Source organism: Paenibacillus sp. oral taxon 786 str. D14, from assembly GCF_000159955.1.
Classification (GTDB): domain Bacteria; phylum Bacillota; class Bacilli; order Paenibacillales; family Paenibacillaceae; genus Fontibacillus; species Fontibacillus phoenicis.
This window is the reverse complement of record NZ_GG695985.1, coordinates 89498-110090: the sequence shown is the minus strand read 5'-3', so window position 1 is coordinate 110090 and position 20593 is coordinate 89498. Positions and strand designations below refer to the sequence as shown.

Sequence of the window (20593 nt, the reverse complement as noted above, 5' to 3'; positions counted from 1 at the left end):
ACTGGGGGTCATCGGTATGGGCATTCGCAAAATCGAGCATGTCGGAATTCGCGTCTCGGCGCTGGAGGATTCCATCGAGTTTTATGAACGGGTCATCGGCATGAAGCTGTTATCTACGATCGGTGAGGTGGGAGATCCGTTGCGCCTGGCTTTCCTCACCTTCCCGGGTCAGGAATCCGTTGAGGTCGAGTTGATTAATCTCCCTGAAGGAGAAGAGCTGCCAAATGAGGGCAAAGTACATCATATCGCCTTTACCGCTAGTGATATCGAAGAGGAATATAGCCGGATTTCCAAATTAGGCTTGTCCGGCCTTGATCCGGAAATCCGCAGTCTGCCAAACGGCAGTCGTTTCTTCTTCTTTAACGGACCGGACGGCGAACGGATCGAATTTTTCCAGCCTGCGTTTCTCGCTTGAGGTCTTCCCATAAATTCATGGAAAGAAGGGCTGCGCTTGAAAGAGCATACGTTTACGCTCGACAATGACACAGGTCACGGCGTCTTCGTGTATCGCTGGACCGCCAAAGATACCGCTGCTCCGCCGCGCGGGGTGTTGCAAATCGCCCATGGAATGGCAGAAACGGCCAAGCGCTATGAGCGCCTGGCCCGATTGCTGACTGCCCACGGCTTTGTTGTCTACGCGAACGATCACCGCGGGCACGGGCGCACGGCTGGAAGTCCCGAGGAATTGGGCTGGCCGGGCAAACAGGGGTTTACCGGCATGGCAGAAGATATGATCCAGCTTACGAAGATCATCCGTCAGGAGCATCCCGAACTCCCCTTGTTTCTGCTCGGCCATAGCATGGGCTCCTTTCTAACGCAGAAGGTTATGTACCTAGCCCCGGAGCCTTATACTGGATTTATTCTCTCAGGAACAAATGGCCCCCGGGGACTGCTGGGCTTGGGACGAAGCCTCGCACGCCTGCAAAGCCTGCTGCAAGGCGAGATGCATCCCAGCCTGCTGATGAACGCCGTGACCTTCGGGAGCTTTAACCGTAACTTCCTCCCGGCGCGGACGCCCTTTGACTGGCTTTCCCGGGACGAGGCCGAGGTGGACAAATACATCGCTGACCCGCACTGCGGCTTCTTGTGCAGTGCCGGCTTCTTTTACGGATTCTTTGGCCTGCTGCAGGAGATTCATCGCCCGGAGAAGATGCGTTCCATCCCTAAGGATAAGCCGGTTTATATCTTTGGCGGCGACCTCGATCCGGTCGGCCAAAACGGCGCCGGCGTCCGGCGTCTCGCCGGACTGTACCATCAGCTGGGCCTCGAAGACGTTGAGGTGCGGCTGTATCCCGGCGGCCGTCATGAAATGCTGAACGAAATCAACCGCGACGAAGTGATGTCGGATGTGTTGAATTGGCTGGAGTGGCATCTGCCGCCCGAAGCAGCGAACGCAGAATAAACAAATAAAGCGAGCCTGCTGAACCGGCTCCTCGGGAAGAGGAAGCCGGTTTGCAGGCTCGCTTTTTCGTTATTGCTCTCCTCACTTGACCAGGGTGCAATGCTCCGGGGACCAAGCGCTTAAAGGGGCGTGGAAATACACCGGCCGCTCGTCTGCTTCCTGCTGGTAGAGGACAACAAGCAGCGTGCCTTGCGGCTCATCCCCTGCGTTCGCCGGGCTTGCTGGCGCTTCTGACCCTTCCGCTCGCAGTACATCGCCCAGCGCAAACGGCAGCTCTTCGATGCACGCATACTTCTGCAGCCCGCGTTCATCCAGGCCGTATGCCGCAAATTGCTCTGACAAAGCAGCAGGGGCTTCTGCGAGCGCACGGAAATACGCGCTGCGCCGGTCTTTGTCCACCCGGTCCTCCCACCAGATTTTCCGCGGCTTATACTTGTGTCCAAGCAGGTAGTCGAGCTTCATTAAACCAAGCACAACCTCCGGCTCTTTCAAAGTGCGTCCGCTTAAGAACGCGTGAAGACGAATGAACAGGTCCTCCAGCTGATGACCGATCCGCTGCCAGCCTTGTTCCTCCCAATAGTCGCCAAACTCCTGGAAGAAGTCAAACGGCGAATCGAACTCGTGAGTGACCAGATACTCCACGGTGTGATCCATGCGGTGCGCATTCCAATACTTCTCCAGCACGTCCTCCAGCCGCTTCAACCGGATTACGTCCTCAAACGGCAGCACGTTATTGCTCAGGATTTCATAAGGCGCATGGTCCATAAACACGTAGTTGTATTTCTCCGCGTCATTCCGCAGCCCGGTTCCGCGCAGCATCTTCAGGAAGCCAAGCTGCAGCTCCTCGGGACGCAAAGCAAACACGTCGTTAAACGTTTTGCGGAACGTGGCATAGTCCTCTTCCGGCAATCCGGCGATCAAATCCAGATGCTGGGCGATTTTGCCGCTTTCCTTGATTTTGGTGACGGTCCGGGTCAGCTTCGTAAAGTTCTGGCGGCGTTTCACCAGCTCGTTGGTTGGATCGTTTGTCGACTGCACGCCAATCTCGAAGCGGAAGATGCCGGGCGGCGCGTTCTCCGCCAAATAGTCCAGCACCTCCGGCCGCATGATGTCCGCCGTGATTTCGAACTGGAACACGCAACCCTGGTGGTTGTTGATCAGAAATTCGAACATCTCCATCGCGTAATTGCGGTTAATGTTAAACGTGCGGTCCAGAAATTTAATGATCTTCGCGCCATGCTCGATGAGGTACAGGATGTCCGACTTCACCCGTTCGATATCGTAATACCGCACGCCCACCTCAATACTTGAGAGGCAAAACTGGCAGCTGAACGGGCAACCGCGGCTGGTCTCGAAATACACGATCCGTTTGCCGAGATTCGGAATATCCTCGGGAAAACGATGCGGCGACGGCAGCGTGTTCAGATCGGATTTTGGCCGAGGCGGATTCAGTACGACCTCTTCTCCTTTGCGATAGGCCGCGCCAAACACGAAGTGGAACTTCTGCTCCCCGGACAGTTCCTGCAGCAAATGGTGGAATGTCTCCTCACCGTCCCCCATGACGATAAAATCCACCTCCGGGATGCGCTCCATCCAGTATTTCGTGTCGTAGCTAACCTCGGGGCCGCCCAGTACAATCTTCACTTCCGGCAGCACTTTCTTCAGCAAGGCCACCACTCGAATCGTCTCTTCGATATTCCAGATATAGCAGGAGAACCCGATGACATCCGGCTTCCGCTTAAACAGATCCGACACGATATTCATCACCGGGTCCTTGATCGTATATTCGGCCAGATCGATGTCAAACTCGTTGCCGCTGTAGGCTTTGAGCAGCCGGATCGCCAGCGAGGTATGAATAAATTTTGCGTTCAGCGTTGCCAATATGACTTTCACATGCTCACAACCCTACTCCATATTTTGAAAAAACTCCAGAAACGGCTTTCCGTACTTACGGTACTTCACTTCGCCGACGCCCTTGATTCTCAGCATATCCGCTTCGCTGGTCGGACAGACCACACTCATCTCGCGCAGCGTCGCATCGTTGAAAATAATATAGGAAGGCACCCGCTCCTTCTCGGCCAAATCGCGGCGGATCAAGCGCAGCTGCTCGAACACCGTCTCGTTGACGGCGGACGGCCCTTCATCATACTTGCGGCGCCGCGAGCTAGATGACGATGAGGACGCGGCGGCAGTCTCCGGCGCACGGAGCATCACCTGATGGCGGCTCTTCAGCACCTCAACCGCCAACGGCTGCAGCCTTACGACCGGGTATTGCCCTTCGGACAAGGCTAAATACCCTTCCGCAATAAACACATTGATCAGTTCAGAAATTTCCTTCTCGGTGCGCGTGCGCAGCATGCCATAGGTAGGCAACTGATTAAAGCCGTACTGCAGCACCTTTTTGTTCTGCGAACCTTTGAGCACCGAAGCAACCAGCGAGACGCCAAACCGCTCCCGCATCCGGTGGATACAGGAGAAGACGATCTGCGCGTCGCGCGTCATGTCGACGAGCTCCCGTTCGTCCCGGCAGGAGCTGCAAACACCGCAAGGCGTGCGATCGTGAGCCTCACCGAAATAATCCAGCATTGCCCAGCGCAGGCAGCTCGTCTGGTAGCAATATTCAACCATCTGCTGCAGCTTGCGGTACTCGTTGCGTTTGCGTTCTCCATCCTGCGGGTTTTGCTCGATCAGGAATTTCTGCGTCATGATGTCCTGCGGACTAAACAGCAGGATACATTCGCTGGGCTCGCCGTCCCGGCCAGCCCGGCCCGCTTCCTGAACATAAGCCTCCATGTTCTTCGGCATATTGTAGTGGATCACGTAACGGACGTTCGATTTGTCGATCCCCATCCCAAAGGCGTTGGTCGCCACCATCACGCGAATGTCGTCATAGAGAAAAGCCTCCTGGCTCTCCTCCCGCTCCTTGTCGGACAAGCCGGCATGGTAGCGGCCGGCAGGGATGCCGGCGCGGCGCAGGCGCTCGTACAGGTCGTCAACCTCCTTGCGGGTTGCGGCGTAGACGATCCCGGGCTGATGCGCATGGGTCGTCGCGTAATTCAGGACGAATTCGCGCTTGTTCTCACCGCGCAGCACCGACATCGCCAGGTTATCCCGACCGAGGCCGGTGACGAACACGGCCGGATTCGCAAGGCGCAGCAGACGGACCATGTCGTCCATGACCTCCGGAGTGGCCGTGGCTGTAAAGGCTGCGAGGATCGGCCGTTGCGGCAGCGATTCCACAAACGGGGAGACCGCCAGATAGCTTGTCCGGAAGTCATGGCCCCACTGCGAGACGCAGTGCGCTTCGTCGACGGCGACGCAGGAGATCGATAGACCGCTCATTTCCTCGCGGAACCAGTCCAGCTCCAGCCGCTCCGGCGCAACATAGAGCAGCTTCAGCTCACCGCGGCGCGCCGCCCGGATGCGGTCGTTCACTTCCTTGCCCGACAGCGTGCTGTTGATGTAGGCGGCGGAGATGCCCATCGCCGTGAGCGCATCGACCTGATCCTTCATCAACGAGATCAACGGGGACACAACCAGCGTCAGACCCGGCAACATCAGAGCCGGGATCTGGTAACAGATCGATTTGCCTCCGCCCGTCGGCATAATGCCCAGCGTATCCGCGCCGGACAATACGCTCTCGACGATTCTCCGCTGCCCTTCGCGGAAATCGGGATATCCGTAATATTTCTGCAGCAGCTGCTGCGCATGTTCCATCGTAAGTGCTTCCGTGCTCATTTCGCTTGATTTCTCCTAACTTCCCAATCGGCCGTCGTCCTCCCGGATTTTCGGGACAGACCGGCTTTATGCACTTTTTTAGTTTACCGGGGTTTGGAGAATTGGGCAACCGCCGCAAACGCTACATAAACTTTTCCAAAAAGTCCAACACTCTCTAATAATCCTACAATTCGTCCGGAGGCGGCAGATATGCTGGATTGGAAATCCAAATACGAAGCGTATAAGAAGAAGCATCCTTCAAAACCATCACCTTCGTCTTCTTCCTCGAACAGTTGGGATGCGCTGATTGTCCCGGCGCTGTTCGACCAGTTTTTTCAAACCATTGACGATTATTCATGCGCTTCAATTTGCCTATGTTCACGTGATTTATTGGCCGTTTGTCATCCTCCCCTTCTTGTTTGTTATCATGATGTCGATGAAATCAGTTCATCTCTTAAATTGGCTTGAAGTCGGTCATGCTGGGCATCGCCGTCAGCGCCAGCTTGTACTTGTTGCTCGTGCTCTCCACGATTGGGATCTACGGGGTTCGGGAAACCCTTGTTCTGTTATATCCTAGCACATTCACCAGAAAAGCGACTGGGGACAGATGTATGCGAACATCCCGGGATCCGTGAAACTCAGTGTTTCGATCCGTCGAACCGGCTTAAAAGCGAATTAGGAGGTGCATGTCATGAATCAGGTGCATGTCATGAATCACGTGTTTGCTTTTACCGCTTCCATCTCACTCTTTTCCGGACTTGTCTTGCTTCTGGTGGATCAAACGATTTATAAGGTTCAGCAGAAGCAAAAGGAACAGAAATACGCCAAAATCTTTGGTTGGATCAACCTCTCGCTTGCTGGCACCGGTTTCTGGTTTTTCTGTTATTGCAGCTGCCATAACCCTTCGTCGATGCAGGTCATGGTATCCCTTGGATTCCCATGGTATATTGAGTCTAGTACAAACCTAACAGGATGGAGAATCAGGATTCATGAAAGAACGTAACTATTCCGGCAACCGCCCGGGCAACAAAACGCAATCGCGGCCCAAGCCGCCGATCGCCAAGCGGGAACAGGCCGATGAGATACGTACCGGCGACCGGATCGTCGTGACGATCAAGCGGCTGGGCATTAACGGCGAAGGCGTCGGCTATTATCGGCGGAAAGCCGTGTTCGTCGAAGGCGGTATTCCCGGTGAGGTCATACATGCAGAGGTTACCCGCGTAGAGCCTAAATATATCGCTGCCGTGATTCGAAAGATCGAGAAGCGCTCTCCGCATCGGTTGGAGGCGCCATGCCCGGTGTTCGGCATCTGCGGCGGCTGCCAGATCCAGCATCTGTCCTACGAGGGACAGTTAGCCGGCAAAGAGGAGATCATCCGGGAGGCGTTTGCGCGTTACGCCGGCCTGCAGGACGTGCGGTTGAAGCCGATGCTGGGCATGGATCACCCTTGGGGCTACCGTAACAAGGCGCAGCTGCAATTAGGCATGTCCCAAGAGGGCATGATCGCCGGCTTGTATGCGGCCGACTCCCATAAGCTGATCGATATTACCGGTTGTCCCATTCAACACCCGAAGGTGAACGAGGTGGTGGACAAGACCCGGGACGTGCTTCAACGACTAGGTATTCCAGTATATAAGGAAAAAAGCAACCAAGGGCTGGTCCGTACGATTGTCGTCCGCGTTGGCTTCCAATCCGGGCAGCTGCAAGTCACGCTAGTCACCGCCAACGACAAGCTGCCGCGCCGGGAGCAGCTGGTCAAGGAGCTGCGACTGGCGATGCCCGAGCTGACCAGCATCGCAATGAACGTGAATCCGAAGAACACCTCGCTCGTATTTGGCAACCGGACAGAGATCTTGTGGGGCGCAGACAGCATTCAGGAATCGCTGGGTGATCTGGAATTCACGCTATCGCCCCGCGCCTTCTTCCAGCTGAACCCGCTGCAAACGGTCAAGCTGTATGAATCCGTGCGTGCAGCTGCGGGTCTGACGGGTAAAGAAACCGTCGTTGATGCCTACTGCGGCACCGGCACGATCGGCCTGTGGCTAGCACCTTACGCGAAGGAGGTTCGCGGCATCGAATCGATCCCCGAAGCCGTCGAGGACGCCAAAGCGAATGCAGCCCGGAACGGCCGGGATAACGCTCAGTTTTACACCGGTTACGCCGAGGAGTTACTCCCCCGCTGGGTCAAGTCCGGATTCGCCCCGGACGTCATCGTCGCTGACCCGCCGCGCACCGGGCTGGATCCCCGCTTCCTCGAAGCGGTGCTAAAGACGAAACCGAAGCGCTTCGTCTACGTCTCCTGCAACCCGTCCACCCTGGCAAAGGATTGCAAAGCGCTGCTGGACGGCGGATATGCGCTGGAATGGGTGCAGCCGGTGGATATGTTTCCGCAGACGAGTCATGTGGAGTGTGTAGTGTCAACACATCGTATTGACAAATAATGGGGCGCCTAAACCAGTTGTCAAAACGAAAAGTAGCCTAACCCTTTAAAAACATCATCGGGGTTAGGCTGGTAACTTCAACAAGATAATTCAAATTGTTGAGAGCGTAGAAAATGCTCAGGGTAATGGACATTTTCGGAGTCTGTCAAGAATTTTCGTATTATGAGGTTAGCCAGCTTAATCTGGTTAGCCTCTTTTTGATTTATGATAGCTGTAGTCGGGAGAGAACGATCAAGAATTGGGGCGAACAAGCCCGTTACACAAACTGTTCACCCACTATTGCGCAAACCATGATTAAGCTGGTTGAGACACTTCTGATCTCGTATAACACGCGAAGCTATGGACGTGCAATGGTTAGTGGGCCACCGGCAAATCACCTGTTAAAGTCACCTTGCTAATCTGGAAAATCGTTGTCTTTAATGAAGGCCTTCACTTGATCTCTGCTGAACTTTGGGGCCACTATGTTCATCCTTTCCATCCAACCTTTCTCCTAGTTTAATAGATTGGTTGGAGAGTTTACACAGTTTATTTTACAGCCCCTATTACATAGGTTGTACGTACCTCTCATCTCAATTACTGTTTTTCAATGCCGAGTCTTTTTCCGTTCAATGCCTTTGCCCGTTTCCGCTTCTCTTTATACAGCGCAATATTCGCATGTTTAAAGAGTTCCTTTAATGCACCCGAAATATCAGAATTTTCCCAACCTCGTCGTTACTGGTTGCTGGTAAAGCCCAAGATTTTATTTTTAGAATGCCGCAGATCATAAAATTGCCCTTGAAACTCAACCAGCGGATTGATCAAGTCATCTGGATGCAGCATAACTATGCGAGCCACTTGACCATCTGATAAGAGAACTGAATCCCCGATCATTCTGTTCATTACATTGGTAATAAAACATTGAACAATGATCGGATCGAATAATCCGAATGCACGTTGATAGATTTCTTGAAACACTTGGTATAAGGGAACTGGCTTCTTATATACCCGCTCTGAAACCATCGTATGGAACACATCGGCAACGGCTACAATTTTGCTGAAGTAAGTGATCTTATCACCGCTGACCCCGAAAGGATAGCCGCTGCCATCTTCCCGTTCATGATGCTGAAGGGCAACCAATGCTTGTTGTTCCGACATGCCTGGAAGATTGCTAACCATTTCATACCCAAAGTGAGTATGGCGTTTCATTTCAGAATACTCTTCCACACTGAGTTTGCCTGGTTTTTTCAAGATCGAATCAGGGATCTTGGTCTTTCCAAGGTCATGAAGCAACCCCGCTACGGCGAGGTCATTCAGTTCCTCTTCTTTCAGCCCCAACCATTTACCAATTAAGTAGGAGAGGATTGCAACACCGATACAATGTCGATAAGTGTAATGATCTTTCTTGCTTAAGTCCAATATGACGTTTGAAAGGTTATTATTGAAACAAATTTCTTGAATTTTCGGCATAACAATATGACGGATAACTTGATTTGAAAGTTGACTGGAATTTTGGTGTATCTTTTCATAAATCGACTGAACTTCAGATATCGCTTCATCATTCGCCAAAGTTATTAAGTCCTTGAGAGTTACCAAAAAGATGTCCCAAGAGGAACTTGCCTTCAGGAGTGACCTTGACCGGACATACATTTCAATGTTGGAAAGAAGTATTTATCAACCGACCCTTACAACGATATTTGCATTGTCGAAGGCTCTTAACACTACGCCTTCAGAGATGATCAAACTAGTTGAAAATGAATATGGCGAGGTTGATGATAAGGAATAACAATCCGCAGCGGAACGACATCTTTAACAGATGGTCGGAAGGATTTTGCTGTCGCCAACCCCTCTCTGGAATAACAGAGAGGACTGGCTATTGCTGTCGTAACCGATACTCAACTTGAATGTCAGAGTCCAACATCAATCGAAGAATCCAAAATAAAGATCGTATTGATAAGGAAAATCCAATATCAAAACGATCTTTTATCAAATTGCCTTATGGCAGACTATAGTAACTCTCTCAACAACTGAACCCCATCCTTTAGTCCAGCAAAGTATAACTGCTGTATTATGAGAGTATTGCGATAATTGATGATCTCTTCCATCTCAAGATATAACTCATACTGGGCTTGTGATAACTCACTTTTTAGTAAATTCTCAAGTTCTCGATGCCTGTTTTGTAATTGATCAATCTCCCGCTGCATACCCGCTTGCCTCACCAATTCATTAAACCTATGATCAAAAGCCGGTTTTAACCATTCTGGACCGAATTGTTGCATGAATACATCTCCTCCATCTAAATGTTTTGAATTAATCGAAGTTTGATGGTACATCGGGAAGGAGAGTATGACAAGCTTCCATCCTATGGTTTAAAGCCTCCATCATGTCACAGCCAAAAGCGGAATCTACGACCTGTCGAATCCAATATTCGATAAAGATCGTGATATGGTACAACAGGCATACGAGATACTCGGAATTTCCAGCAATGAATTGATTGAAGAGAAGAAAAAATTAAGCCGCCTTTGCTTTTTGGTCAAGCCCCCGTTGAGTGGACATTGGAAAAAGCCCCTAGGCTACGAGCTGGCGTCGAAACTCACTCGGCGTCAGCTTGTTTAGTTTTCTTTGTGGTCGTTTGTTGTTGTAAAACTCAATATATTCTTCAATTCGCCTTTGTGTCTCGTCTAGAGTTCGGATATGATAGGGATAGAGCCCTTCTGTTTTGAGATGCGAGAAGAAGCTCTCCATAGAGGCGTTGTCATGACAATTGCCTCGTCTAGACATGCTGATTCGGGCGCCAACCTTCAGCAGCATGTCGTGGTAGGCGTGAGGCGTGTACTGGAATCCTTGATCGCTGTGAACGATCAATCCCGTCACGTCTTTCGTTTGATTCAAGGCCTTCTCAAAGGTTTGAAGTACAAGCTGATTATCATTACGTAGACTCATGTGATACGCTACGATTTCATTATTAAATAAGTCTTACCCATTTCTGGTTAGGGGCATCCGCCTTAAATTGACGTTGCAGCGTATTCTCAGCGACGCGGCTGCCTACATTCGAAGCATAGTTAAAACGGTGCTTACGTCGAATGTGTGAACGTAGCCCTAATTGTTGCATTAAACGAAGAACCTTTTTATGATTCATCCACACCTCCTCGTCTTGCAGTAGGAAGAGTTGAATTTGTCGATAGCCGTAGATACCACGATAGCGATTATATACGGCTTGGATTAAGGCTTTTGCATCGTGATCCCGATCAATCATCTTCAATTGACGTTTCAAATAAGCGTAGTATCCACTTGTGGAGACACCAAACAACTTGCACAAACTGCTGATGTTGTACCCTTGTGAGGCTTTCCGAATGGATGCATACCTTTGTTCTTTACCTCCTGTTTCCAGATTTCCAAACACTTTTTTAGCATTTCATTCTCCCGTTGTAACTGCTTCGTATAGCGGTCCTGATCCACATATTCCTTTCGTCTCCCCCTTTGGTCGAGTAGACCAAACTCCCCCTGTTCGCGATATTTTCGCATCCAGCGTTTCATCCGATCCTTATCTTGAATCCCTAAGTGCTCATTAATCTGCCAATACGTCCATTTTGCCTCCGAATAAAGACGTATCGCCTCCAACTTCAGTTCCTCAGAGTATGATTTAAATCGTTGTCCTTTGATTGCCATAAAAAATGCACCCCCTAGAATTCATCGGAATAACCAGGGGGGGTTTCCAATGTCTATTCTAAGGGGTGCACTTCAGATCCAAACTTAACGGTTTGGGTCTTTTTCATTTTTTACGTATCATGACAGGTGACGAGCATTATAGTACAATGCAAATATTGAATTTTTGCAAAGGGGAATTATCTTGATCAAGAAGGAACTCGCTTATATCCGCAAGCAATTCAAACTGGATCATGAAAGACTAAGTATTTACGACATTCTGAACGTCTATATTATGAAGGAAACGAACGAAATCTATCATTTTGAGCGTACACCGTTTGAGCTGTTGGAGAGAGAAAAGCAGGAATTGCATATGGGCAATTTCAAAAGACTGCTGTCCGGAGAATTGGATCAGAAGCTGTTCGAGCTAAAGTTCCAGGATCACCCGGAAACGGACAAGCCTTCGCAGGAGCTGCTGCATCAAGCTCTCGTGACCGGTGATGCCGACGAATGGCATGATTTGATGCTTCTGCTGGTAGAGAAAATGCTGGAGGATACGACGTATGAACGGGATACGGTAATCACCTTCGTCCGCGGGCAATACTACAAGCCCACCAAGGAGCGCAATGAGGAAGCCGAGGAAAGCGAAACTGATGAGATGTTTGCGAATCCGTTTATTTTGTGCAGCATCAATTCAACCGAACCGCAGCGAAAAACGCTTATGTTCGACTATGTCGAACGCGAGTTCAAGTACAACGTGATCGTTGATCCAATCATCAAGCTGCGCTCGCCGGAGCAAGGCTTCTTCTATCCCAGCATTACGGACGGCTTCTCTGATGTGAATCGGGTACTCTATTGCGCGGGCAAAGCGAATGATCCAAATCAGCATTTTATCGATCAGGTCCTAAACGCCGAGAAGACGGTAACCGCGCTGGAAGAGAGAGCGATCTTTGAGGACATCGTCAAGGAAATTGCCGGAGATCAGCTTGACGCCTCCACGATTGCGAGCGTATACGAAGAAATTCAGCAGGTGATTGAAACCCACGAGGAGGAAGAACCGCCGAAGCTGGATTATAGGGATGTGGAGCGCGTGCTGACAGCCAGCGGCGTGGAGAACGTTACGACGGAAAAGGTGGAGCTGGCGTACCAAACGGTTGTTGACGACAAAAACTATGAGATCAAAGCAAGCAGCGTCGTGCCGAAGTTTACTTCGAAATCGATCAAGATCGAAACGAAGGTAGCCACGATCTCGGTCAGCCCTCAAGATCTAAAGTACCTGAAGCAAGTCAATTATCACGGCAAACGCTGCATTCTGATTGAGGTTGATGAGGACGCGGTGATTGAAGGTTTTACGCTAAGCACGGAAGAACTGTAGAGGTGAAAATCAACAAGTTTTGAGGAGGTTGCTCATGATGAACAAAGAACTCAAGGTTTTAGCACCGGAACAAAGTGAAGAATTGCTCCAGGTTTTAAGCAAGCGTTTTGAGGCAAACATGAATCGCCATCCCGAGTTGGCATGGGCTCAGGTCCAAGCGAAGCTGGAGGCGCAGCCCGATAAACTGTGGTCGCTCCATGAAATGGAACGGACCGGCGGCGAGCCGGACGTTATTGGATACGATGAGCAAACCGATCAAATCTTATTCGTAGATTGTTCGGCGGAATCGCCCAAGGGCCGCAGAAGCGTCTGTTACGACCATGAAGCCCTGGAATCGAGAAAGCAGCATAAGCCGGAAGACAGCGCGATGAACATGGCGGCTGCTATGGGAATTGAGCTGTTAACGGAAGAGCAATACCGGGAACTGCAGAAGCTGGGGAAATTTGATTTGAAGACCTCCAGTTGGGTGCAAACCCCTGCTTCCATCCGTAAGCTTGGCGGCGCCCTCTTCTGCGACCGCCGTTACGACACAGTCTTTGTGTACCATAACGGGGCGGAATCCTATTATGGCGCCAGAGGGTTCCGCGGCATGCTAAAGGTTTAGAAATCAATGTTATCAATAAGCCCAAAAAGAGAGGTGCAGCTGCACCTCTCTTTCCTCGTATAACTCGTATAAAGAACCCGTTTATGACTGATTCACGGCAACCTTCTCCTGGACAGCCTGCAAAACGTCATCGTATGTGGTCTTTAACACGATGGCCATTTCGTTAAATGAAGTGTTCTGTATGCCCAATAACAGCTGGTTGTCTTGATTGCCGAGTTTCTTATGATTTTGCTCAGACCATTGTTTCCTGCGCATCAACGTATTGGCAACCTTCGCGATTCCCTCCCGGTCGCCTGTCTTGACAATCGCACTGTAATTGTGATGCCGTTCATGATTGTTATCGATCCATGGAATGCCCGGTGCCATAAAAGAGTCGATTAACGCCATCGCTTCCTCCGGCCCCATCAATTTCTGCAATTGCAAGGGCGCCCTATCGACCGGAATGCTGATTTTTAAGGTCTCATTGCTCAGCGGATGCAGTTCATAATAAGTCTTGGAAACACCGGCCAGCGATTTTACGCAAACCTCGTCGATGCGGCAAACGCCATGCACCGAATAACTGATCAAATCCCCCTTATCAAACATGGCCGTGATCCCGCCCCTCTATTTTGTCAACTAAGTTGACTATTGTTAATATACTCCTTTTCCGTTAATTTGTCAACTAAATTGACAACTTCCGGCCGTCTTTGTATAGTGTAGGAGAACTAGCAACAGGAACGGAAATGGAGGGATTCCATGCATCCCAAATTTGAATCTTTGAACCTGATCGATCTGATTAGCGAACGTCATGTCCAGCTTCGCTCCCTCTGTGAGCAGGTGTGGAACGAACGGAACGAGATATATATCTCCAACTCAGAATGGTTTATCATGGCAAGGATTTATCAGCAAAATCCAACGATTTCGCAGGTAACAAGACAGGTGGATATTTCGCGGCAGGCGACCCACAAATTCATTAAGAGCTTGGAAGCCAAAGGGTTGGTTGAGGTCATACCAGCCCAGCATAACAAGAAGGAAAAAAGCTTGAAATTAACGCCGTTGGGCGAAAGCTGTTATGAGAAGAACGCCACCATCAAGGCAGCGCTGGAGCAGATTATTGCGGATGCTCTTGGAACCGAGCAGGTCGAATTGTTAAAGAAGCTGCTAAAAGCTGATTGGGGGAACTTAAACGAGCTATTCACAACATGAAGAAAGGAAGGGATTCCTTACTAGCAATTCCCTCCCTTCTTGTTATTATAGTTATTTTCGAAATAACCGGAATTCCTCCATAAACTTCTGGGCTGCAGTCGTAAGCGGCACGTTCCGCATATTCATAATGCCCACCTGGGACGGTGGCAGCTCTACGTCCAGTTTGATTTCAAACAGCGAGCCGTCCTCCAGTTCCTTCGACACGAACTCCCGGGCCACATAAGAAATTCCCAGTCCTTTGCGCGCCAATTCGATCAGCAGGTCGACGCTGCCAACCTCAATTTCAGGCTTCAGCTCGTAGCCATATTCATAGAACAGCTCGGTGATCGCCATGCGGGCGCGGCTGTTGCGCGAGAACAAGATCAGCGGGTGCTCCAGCAGCGTTTCCAGCGAAATCACTTTGTCCTTGAGATTGGCATAGGCACAGCCGGCCACAAAGCAGTCCTGCAGCTGAATGCCCTCCCGCACCTCGATATGCGGATCGACGATCGGCATCCGGGCTACGCCCAGGTCGATCTTCCCCTCCTTCAAGAAACCCATGATCTCCGGAGTTGTCCCGTGAAGCAGCTGAATCCCGACGTCCGGATACCGTCGATGAAAATCCTCCAAATACGGAAGCAAGTAATGCTTAAACAACGAGTCACTGCCGCCGATCCGCAGAACACCGGTCTCGAGGTTTTTGAGCTCGGCCATCTTTTTCTCCGCCAGGGAGATCAAGATCTGCGATTGCTCGATATACGAGTACAAGATCGCGCCCTCCTGCGTCAGCGACACTCCTTTGGAGTTACGGTAAAACAACGAAAGGCCAAAGCTTTCCTCCAGCTGCTTGATGGCATGGCTGACGCTGGGCTGCGTCAGGAACAACGCATTGGCTGCTTGGGTTAAGCTGCCGGTTTTCGCTGCCCAATAAAACACTTTATATAGTTCATAATTGTTTGTCATAAACCTGGTCTATAGCTCCTGTCAAATATATTAATTTCACCTATGGTGATATTCGTATTATATTGGAGTCATTCCAAATAATCCATAGCTTAGAGGTTGGGAATGGGCAACATCCCGGATCCCACAAACAGAGAACCTGTATTCCATTAATGGATAAGAGAAAAGCTATGCTGAGAGGAGAGAACCTAGATGGATGCCAATACGTTTGTATTGTTTGGGGCAACTGGGGATCTAGCGAAACGCAAAATTTACCCTGCCTTGTTTAATTTGTTTTTGGATGGAAAGCTGCCGGAAGTTTTTAGCGTAATCGGCTTGGGCCGCAGAGAATGGTCCGATGAAACCTTTAAGGCAAACATCGAACGATCTCTGCACAGCTTTTCACGACGGGAAGCCAGCGATGCAGAGGCTGTGAACAAATTTCTCAGCTTCTTTCGCTATCATGTCCTGAACGTCGACCGCAAGGAAGACTATCAAAGCCTGCTGAAGCTCGTTGAAGAACGCGAACAGGCCCTAGGGGCGGAGCCCAATCGGTTATTTTATCTGTCGGTTGGTCCAGAGCTGTTCGAGACAATTGCAAACCATATTCAAGACAGCGGACTAGGCGACACGAAAGGCTGGAAACGGCTTGTCATTGAAAAACCGTTTGGCCGCGATCTCCAATCCGCCCGCGATTTCAATGCACAGCTTAGCAAAGCTTTTACCGAAGAGGAAATTTTCCGCATCGACCACTACCTCGGCAAACCGATGGTACAGAAGCTTCATCTGCTGCAGCAAACGAATCCGGTGCTCCAGGCTTCCTGGAATAACCGTTACATCGCAAACGTGCAAATTACGGCCAGCGAAACCGTTGGCGTTGAGGAAAGAGCCGGGTATTACGACCATTCCGGTGCCTTGCGCGATATGTTCCAGAATCATATGCTGCAGCTACTGATGATGCTTGCCGCCCATCTGCCGAAAGGCGACGATTCGGAGCAAGTGCGCTCGAAGAAGAAGCATGTGATGCAATCACTGGAGCCGCTGCTGCGTCAAGACGTCGCAACCCAAGTGGTCCGCGGTCAATATACAAGCGGGACCATTCAAGGGAAACCGGTTGTCGGTTATAAAGACGAAGCCGGGATCCCGCAGGATTCCCAAAACGATACCTTCATCGCAGCCAAACTGCAAATCGATGACGATTTCTGGCGCGGAATTCCGATTTACATCCGTACCGGCAAACGCATGAAGGAGAAAGCCACACGGATCGTCATTGAGTTCCGCGAGCCGGTGAAGCAAGTCTCCACAGCCAACTACGGCGGTAAACCGAATTTGCTCGTGTTCGAAATCAGCCCGAACGAGAGCATTTACCTGCGTCTGAATACGGAAGGCGAAGCTCAGCAACAGGATCTCACGAAGGTGCTGATCGGCTCCCATAAGAGCGGCAGTGAAGTGCCTGAAGCCTATGAGAACCTGATTTATGACGCACTTCGCGGCGACTCCTCCTTCTTTGCGCATTGGGATGAGGTCGAGTTGTCCTGGAAATGGGTGCAACCAATCCTGGATGCTTACGCTGCGAATGAGGTGCCGTTATATCCATATCCGGCAGGCAGCTTCGGTCCGCAAGCGGCTTACGAGCTGCTGACCAAAGACGGGTTCGAGTGGTGGTTCGACCGCGATAGCGAAGCGGCAACCTCCGCAGAGAGCACCGGTAACCCATCGTCTCAAGAGTCCTTGTCCATCAAATAAGGGGGAATACGGAACTTTTTGCCCCTGATCGTTCAAATCTAAAATTTATAAATTTGGAGGGATTACGATGAAATTTTTTGTTGACACGGCCAATCTGGAAGACATTAAAAAAGCCCATAAAATCGGTGTCTTATCCGGGGTGACAACCAATCCTTCCCTCGTCGCCAAAGAAGGCGTCAAGTTCGAGGACCGCATTGAGGAAATCTTGAAGGCCGTCCCCGACGTGGAGTCCGTTTCGGCGGAAGTCACGCCGGATGCAGTCACAGCCGAAGAGATGATTGCCCAAGCGGAAGAGCTGATCAAAATCAACAACCATGATCCACGAATCACGATTAAACTGCCAATGACGCTGGCAGGTCTCGAAGCAACCAAATATTTGGCGCAAAAAGGTGTCAAGACCAACGTCACCTTGATCTTTACGGTCAACCAGGCTTTGCTGGCCGCTCGTGCAGGCGCTACTTATGTATCGCCGTTCCTCGGCCGCTTGGACGACATTTCCGAAGACGGCGTGCAGCTAGTATCGAAAGTTGCGGAGCTGTTCCGTGTGCATAACCTGGATACGCAAATCATCGCCGCTTCTGTCCGCCATCCGGATCACGTTACCCGCGTAGCTTTAGCTGGAGCGCATATCGCTACTATTCCGTTCGCGGTCATCGAACAACTGGCCAAACATCCGCTGACGGATCAAGGGCTGGAGAAGTTCGCGGCCGATTGGAAGAAATCCGTAAAATAAGAGCTTTACCTCATAGATTAGAGAGGATAGGTTTGGAGGTAGGTATATATGAAAAAACAACAAATCGGCGTGATTGGTCTCGCCGTCATGGGCAAGAACCTCGCGCTTAACATCGAAAGCAAAGGCTTCTCCGTTGCATTGTATAATCGTTCGCCTGAGAAAACCAAAGAACTGCTGGAGGAAGCGCCGGGCAAAAATTTCGTTGGCACCTACAGCATCGAGGAATTTGTGCAATCGCTGGAAACGCCGCGTAAAATTCTAATTATGGTGAAAGCCGGCAAGCCAACCGACGACACGATCAACCAACTGGTCCCTTACCTTGAGAAAGGGGACATCTTGATCGACGGCGGGAACGCCCACTTCCCGGACACCCAGCGCCGCAACAAGCTGCTGGAAGCCCAAGGCATCCGCTTTATCGGCGCCGGCGTATCCGGCGGCGAGGAAGGCGCGCTGAAAGGCCCGGCGATCATGCCCGGCGGCCAACGGGACGCCTACGAATTGGTTGAGCCAATCTTGACGGCGATTTCGGCCAAAGTGAACGGCGATCCTTGCTCCACCTACATCGGCCCGGACGGTGCCGGCCACTACGTGAAAATGGTTCACAACGGGATCGAGTACGGGGATATGCAGCTAATCGGCGAAGCGTACCATTTGTTGAAGGATGTGCTGGGGCTGAGCGTTGATGAACTGCACAAGATTTTTACGGAATGGAATAGCGGTGAGCTGGACAGCTACCTGATCGAAATCACGGCAGACATCTTTGGCAAGAAGGATCCAGCTACCGGCAAACCGATGGTGGACGTGATCCTGGACTCCGCCGGCCAGAAAGGTACTGGCAAATGGACGAGCCAAAGCGCCCTCGATCTTGGCGTACCGCTGTCGATCATCACCGAGTCGGTGTTTGCCCGCTTCATCTCCGCAATGAAGAGCGAACGCGTGGCCGCCAGCAAACGGTTGAACGGTCCGGCCACCCAGCCGTATGACGGCGATAAGGAAGCATTCATTGAAGCGGTCCGCAAGGCGCTGTACGCCAGCAAGATCGCATCGTACGCCCAAGGCTTCGCGCAAATGCGTCTCGCTTCCGAGGAATATGGCTGGGATCTGAATTATGGCGCCATCGCCATGATCTTCCGCGGCGGTTGCATCATTCGGGCTCGCTTCCTGCAAAATATTAAAGATGCGTACGATCGCGACCCGAATCTGAAAAACCTGCTGCTCGACGATTACTTCAAGAATGTCGTCGAGAACTACCAAGACGCTTGGAGACAAGTGGTTGCCACTGCTGTAACCCGCGGCATTCCGATACCGGCCTTCTCCTCCGCTCTGGCTTACTACGACAGCTACCGTTCCGAGCGGTTGCCTGCTAACCTGCTGCAAGCCCAACGCGACTACTTCGGCGCCCATACGTTCGAACGCGTTGACCAAGAAGGCACCTTCCATTTCCAATGGCTTGATAAATAAAGAATGAACTGAAGCCGCGAGGAGAACCTCGCGGCTTGTTTTATGCGCTCATCGCCCTCTTCTTATGGGTGAGGAACAGCCCGGGGATAAAAATCAGAATGAGGACGAGGGTGGAAACCAGGAATCCGGCGTGATAGCCCTTTAAGCTATTTGCCACCGTGGGTTGCAGGCCTTGGACGACTGTTGCAACAACAGTGGCGATCACCGCTGAGCCAAAGCTGGCACCCAGGTTCTCGATGATATTGATCCCAACGCCGGCTTCCGAAAGCTGATGATCGTTTAGTCCCGTATAGGCGTCACTCGTTAACGGGAGATTAATGCCCCCGATGCTGGTTCCCCGAATAAACAAGACAAGGGAAATCCATACCATGCTCGTTTGATCAGTGATAAAGATCAGCGGAACGGACCCGATCAGCGATAGAATCAGGCTCACTATCACCACGTATTTCGCGCCGATCCGATCGATCATTTTGCCGATCAACGGACGGGTAACGAGCATCCCTAGGCCTTGGGGAATTAACGCAAGCGCAGCTTCAATGGCCGTGAAATGCCGGAAATTTTGAAAGAACAACGGCAAGATGAGCATCGGTCCCATAATGGCCATATTCGCCAGAAACAGTCCAACACTGGAAGCCAGAAAACTCCGATGCACAAACAGGTTCAAAGGGAGTACGGTTTGATTGTTCGTGAAACGGTTGTACGCGAAATAGATAACGGCTAAAGCAAGGCCGATGCCCACCCATAACAAAGTCTCGGGATTGTTAAACGAGGCATGGTCCGCCGCCTTTGTAATGCCATAGATCAAAGCAGCGCTCATGAAGGACAAGCAGGCGATCCCAATGACATCTAGTTTGCTGTCTCGGTTGAACGGCTCGAAGTTGGGGATTTTTCTCATCATCAGCGGTGCGGAGATCAGAACAATCAACACATTAATGAAAAAAATCCATTGCCAGGACGCCCATTGAACGATGAAGCCTCCGATGACCGGTCCCAGGATGGGGCCAAAAATCATCGGTGTGCTGACGATCGCCATCACTCGCCCCAGATAATCCGGCCCTGCGGTTTTGACTAGAAGCGTGAACATCAGCGTGGTAATGATCCCGGCGCTAAATCCTTGCACCAAGCGAAAAAATATAAAGCTGAAGACATTCCAACTGAAGCCGACAAAGACGGAGATAATGCCAAAAGCAACAACGGCGCCGACAAAAATCTTCTTCCCGTTAAATTGGTTCATCAGCCAGCCGGAGACCGGTACCGCCATCGCAAGGGCAAGCACATAACCGGTGATGGACCATTGAATAATATCCAGCGTCGTCTGAAAATCTTTGGTGAGGATATCGATCGCGATATTCACCATCGTTGAATCAAGCATAGGAGCAATTTGTTTCCT

22 protein-coding genes are annotated in these 20593 nt (G+C 51.0%); 12 read left to right on the top strand and 10 right to left on the bottom strand.

Translation table 11 applies throughout. The features are described from left to right. Positions 1–16: 16 nt before the first annotated feature. Together POTG_RS17150 and POTG_RS17145 are read left to right on the top strand one after the other, a co-directional pair. A complete protein-coding gene (locus POTG_RS17150) occupies positions 17–415 on the top strand; it encodes a VOC family protein (RefSeq protein ID WP_009226111.1) in 399 nt (132 codons plus the stop codon). 36 nt (positions 416–451) lie between these two features. Next, the gene (locus POTG_RS17145) at positions 452–1402 is read left to right on the top strand and encodes an alpha/beta hydrolase (RefSeq protein WP_009226110.1); all 951 of its coding nucleotides are present in this window, start codon (positions 452–454) and stop codon (positions 1400–1402) included. Between the two features lie 81 nt (positions 1403–1483). Here POTG_RS17145 and POTG_RS17140 read toward each other — a convergent pair whose 3' ends face one another. Continuing rightward, entirely contained in the window at positions 1484–3295 is a 1812-nt protein-coding gene (locus POTG_RS17140) for a B12-binding domain-containing radical SAM protein (protein ID WP_009226109.1), read from the bottom strand. 12 nt (positions 3296–3307) lie between these two features. After that, positions 3308–5140: a DNA helicase RecQ gene (recQ, locus tag POTG_RS17135; RefSeq protein ID WP_009226108.1), complete on the bottom strand. Its 1833-nt coding sequence runs from the start codon at positions 5138–5140 to the stop codon at positions 3308–3310. Between the two features lie 189 nt (positions 5141–5329). Here recQ and POTG_RS24025 point away from each other — a divergent pair, with 189 nt between their 5' ends. The 3 genes from POTG_RS24025 (at position 5330) to rlmD (ending at position 7560) form a co-directional block, all read left to right on the top strand. Beyond that, complete coding sequence (locus POTG_RS24025; protein WP_009226107.1) at positions 5330–5587, top strand: hypothetical protein; 258 nt, start codon at positions 5330–5332, stop codon at positions 5585–5587. Between the two features lie 223 nt (positions 5588–5810). After that, positions 5811–6122, top strand: coding sequence for a CLC_0170 family protein (locus POTG_RS17130; protein ID WP_009226106.1), 312 nt, complete (start codon positions 5811–5813; stop codon positions 6120–6122). Continuing rightward, the gene (gene rlmD, locus POTG_RS17125; RefSeq protein ID WP_009226105.1) at positions 6109–7560 is read left to right on the top strand and encodes a 23S rRNA (uracil(1939)-C(5))-methyltransferase RlmD; all 1452 of its coding nucleotides are present in this window, start codon (positions 6109–6111) and stop codon (positions 7558–7560) included. Before POTG_RS17130 ends, rlmD begins: the two co-directional genes overlap by 14 nt. 711 nt (positions 7561–8271) lie before the next feature. On the opposite strand, the gene POTG_RS17120 is transcribed toward rlmD, so the two are convergent. Beyond that, a complete protein-coding gene (locus POTG_RS17120) occupies positions 8272–9105 on the bottom strand; it encodes an HD-GYP domain-containing protein (RefSeq protein WP_232282332.1) in 834 nt (277 codons plus the stop codon). Positions 9106–9136: 31 nt separating this feature from the next. On the opposite strand from POTG_RS17120, the gene POTG_RS17115 reads away from it, so the two are divergent. Continuing rightward, entirely contained in the window at positions 9137–9322 is a 186-nt protein-coding gene (locus POTG_RS17115) for a helix-turn-helix domain-containing protein (RefSeq protein ID WP_050769797.1), read from the top strand. A 220-nt stretch (positions 9323–9542) separates the two neighbouring features. On the opposite strand, the gene POTG_RS17110 is transcribed toward POTG_RS17115, so the two are convergent. The 4 genes from POTG_RS17110 to POTG_RS24940 form a co-directional block, all read right to left on the bottom strand. After that, positions 9543–9815, bottom strand: coding sequence for a hypothetical protein (locus POTG_RS17110; protein WP_009226103.1), 273 nt, complete (start codon positions 9813–9815; stop codon positions 9543–9545). Between the two features lie 289 nt (positions 9816–10104). Next, entirely contained in the window at positions 10105–10479 is a 375-nt protein-coding gene (locus POTG_RS25430; protein WP_157273488.1) for an IS3 family transposase, read from the bottom strand. A gap of 22 nt (positions 10480–10501) precedes the next feature. Beyond that, positions 10502–10810 carry an IS3 family transposase gene (locus POTG_RS24015; RefSeq protein WP_157273487.1) on the bottom strand — a complete coding sequence of 103 codons (309 nt, stop codon included), beginning with the start codon at positions 10808–10810 and terminating at the stop codon, positions 10502–10504. Further along, a complete protein-coding gene (locus POTG_RS24940) occupies positions 10807–11205 on the bottom strand; it encodes a helix-turn-helix domain-containing protein (protein ID WP_009226102.1) in 399 nt (132 codons plus the stop codon). Before POTG_RS24940 ends, POTG_RS24015 begins: the two co-directional genes overlap by 4 nt. Positions 11206–11386: 181 nt before the next feature. Here POTG_RS24940 and POTG_RS17095 point away from each other — a divergent pair, with 181 nt between their 5' ends. Both POTG_RS17095 and POTG_RS17090 read left to right on the top strand, forming a co-directional pair. Next, positions 11387–12556 carry a DUF4317 domain-containing protein gene (locus POTG_RS17095; protein WP_036645972.1) on the top strand — a complete coding sequence of 390 codons (1170 nt, stop codon included), beginning with the start codon at positions 11387–11389 and terminating at the stop codon, positions 12554–12556. 34 nt (positions 12557–12590) lie between these two features. Then, a complete protein-coding gene (locus POTG_RS17090) occupies positions 12591–13160 on the top strand; it encodes a DUF4256 domain-containing protein (protein ID WP_009226100.1) in 570 nt (189 codons plus the stop codon). A gap of 81 nt (positions 13161–13241) precedes the next feature. Here the strand turns inward: POTG_RS17090 and POTG_RS17085 are convergent, their stop codons facing one another. After that, a complete protein-coding gene (locus POTG_RS17085; protein ID WP_009226099.1) occupies positions 13242–13745 on the bottom strand; it encodes a CarD family transcriptional regulator in 504 nt (167 codons plus the stop codon). Positions 13746–13895: 150 nt separating this feature from the next. Between POTG_RS17085 and POTG_RS17080 the strand changes: the two genes are divergently transcribed. Beyond that, entirely contained in the window at positions 13896–14345 is a 450-nt protein-coding gene (locus POTG_RS17080; protein WP_009226098.1) for a MarR family winged helix-turn-helix transcriptional regulator, read from the top strand. A gap of 51 nt (positions 14346–14396) precedes the next feature. Here the strand turns inward: POTG_RS17080 and POTG_RS17075 are convergent, their stop codons facing one another. Further along, entirely contained in the window at positions 14397–15287 is an 891-nt protein-coding gene (locus tag POTG_RS17075) for a LysR family transcriptional regulator (protein ID WP_009226097.1), read from the bottom strand. 189 nt (positions 15288–15476) lie between these two features. Between POTG_RS17075 and zwf the strand changes: the two genes are divergently transcribed. The 3 genes from zwf to gndA all read left to right on the top strand — a co-directional run bounded on the left by zwf (position 15477) and on the right by gndA (position 19203). Next, positions 15477–17009, top strand: a complete 1533-nt coding sequence (gene zwf, locus POTG_RS17070; RefSeq protein WP_009226096.1) for a glucose-6-phosphate dehydrogenase — start codon at positions 15477–15479, stop codon at positions 17007–17009. 67 nt (positions 17010–17076) lie between these two features. Next, complete coding sequence (gene fsa, locus POTG_RS17065; protein WP_009226095.1) at positions 17077–17742, top strand: fructose-6-phosphate aldolase; 666 nt, start codon at positions 17077–17079, stop codon at positions 17740–17742. Positions 17743–17790: 48 nt separating this feature from the next. After that, positions 17791–19203 (top strand): NADP-dependent phosphogluconate dehydrogenase, encoded by a 1413-nt coding sequence (gene gndA / locus POTG_RS17060; RefSeq protein WP_009226094.1) that lies wholly within the window; start codon positions 17791–17793, stop codon positions 19201–19203. A gap of 40 nt (positions 19204–19243) precedes the next feature. Here the strand turns inward: gndA and POTG_RS17055 are convergent, their stop codons facing one another. Then, positions 19244–20575 carry a DHA2 family efflux MFS transporter permease subunit gene (locus POTG_RS17055; RefSeq protein WP_083791521.1) on the bottom strand — a complete coding sequence of 444 codons (1332 nt, stop codon included), beginning with the start codon at positions 20573–20575 and terminating at the stop codon, positions 19244–19246. Between the last annotated feature and the right edge of the window lie 18 nt (positions 20576–20593).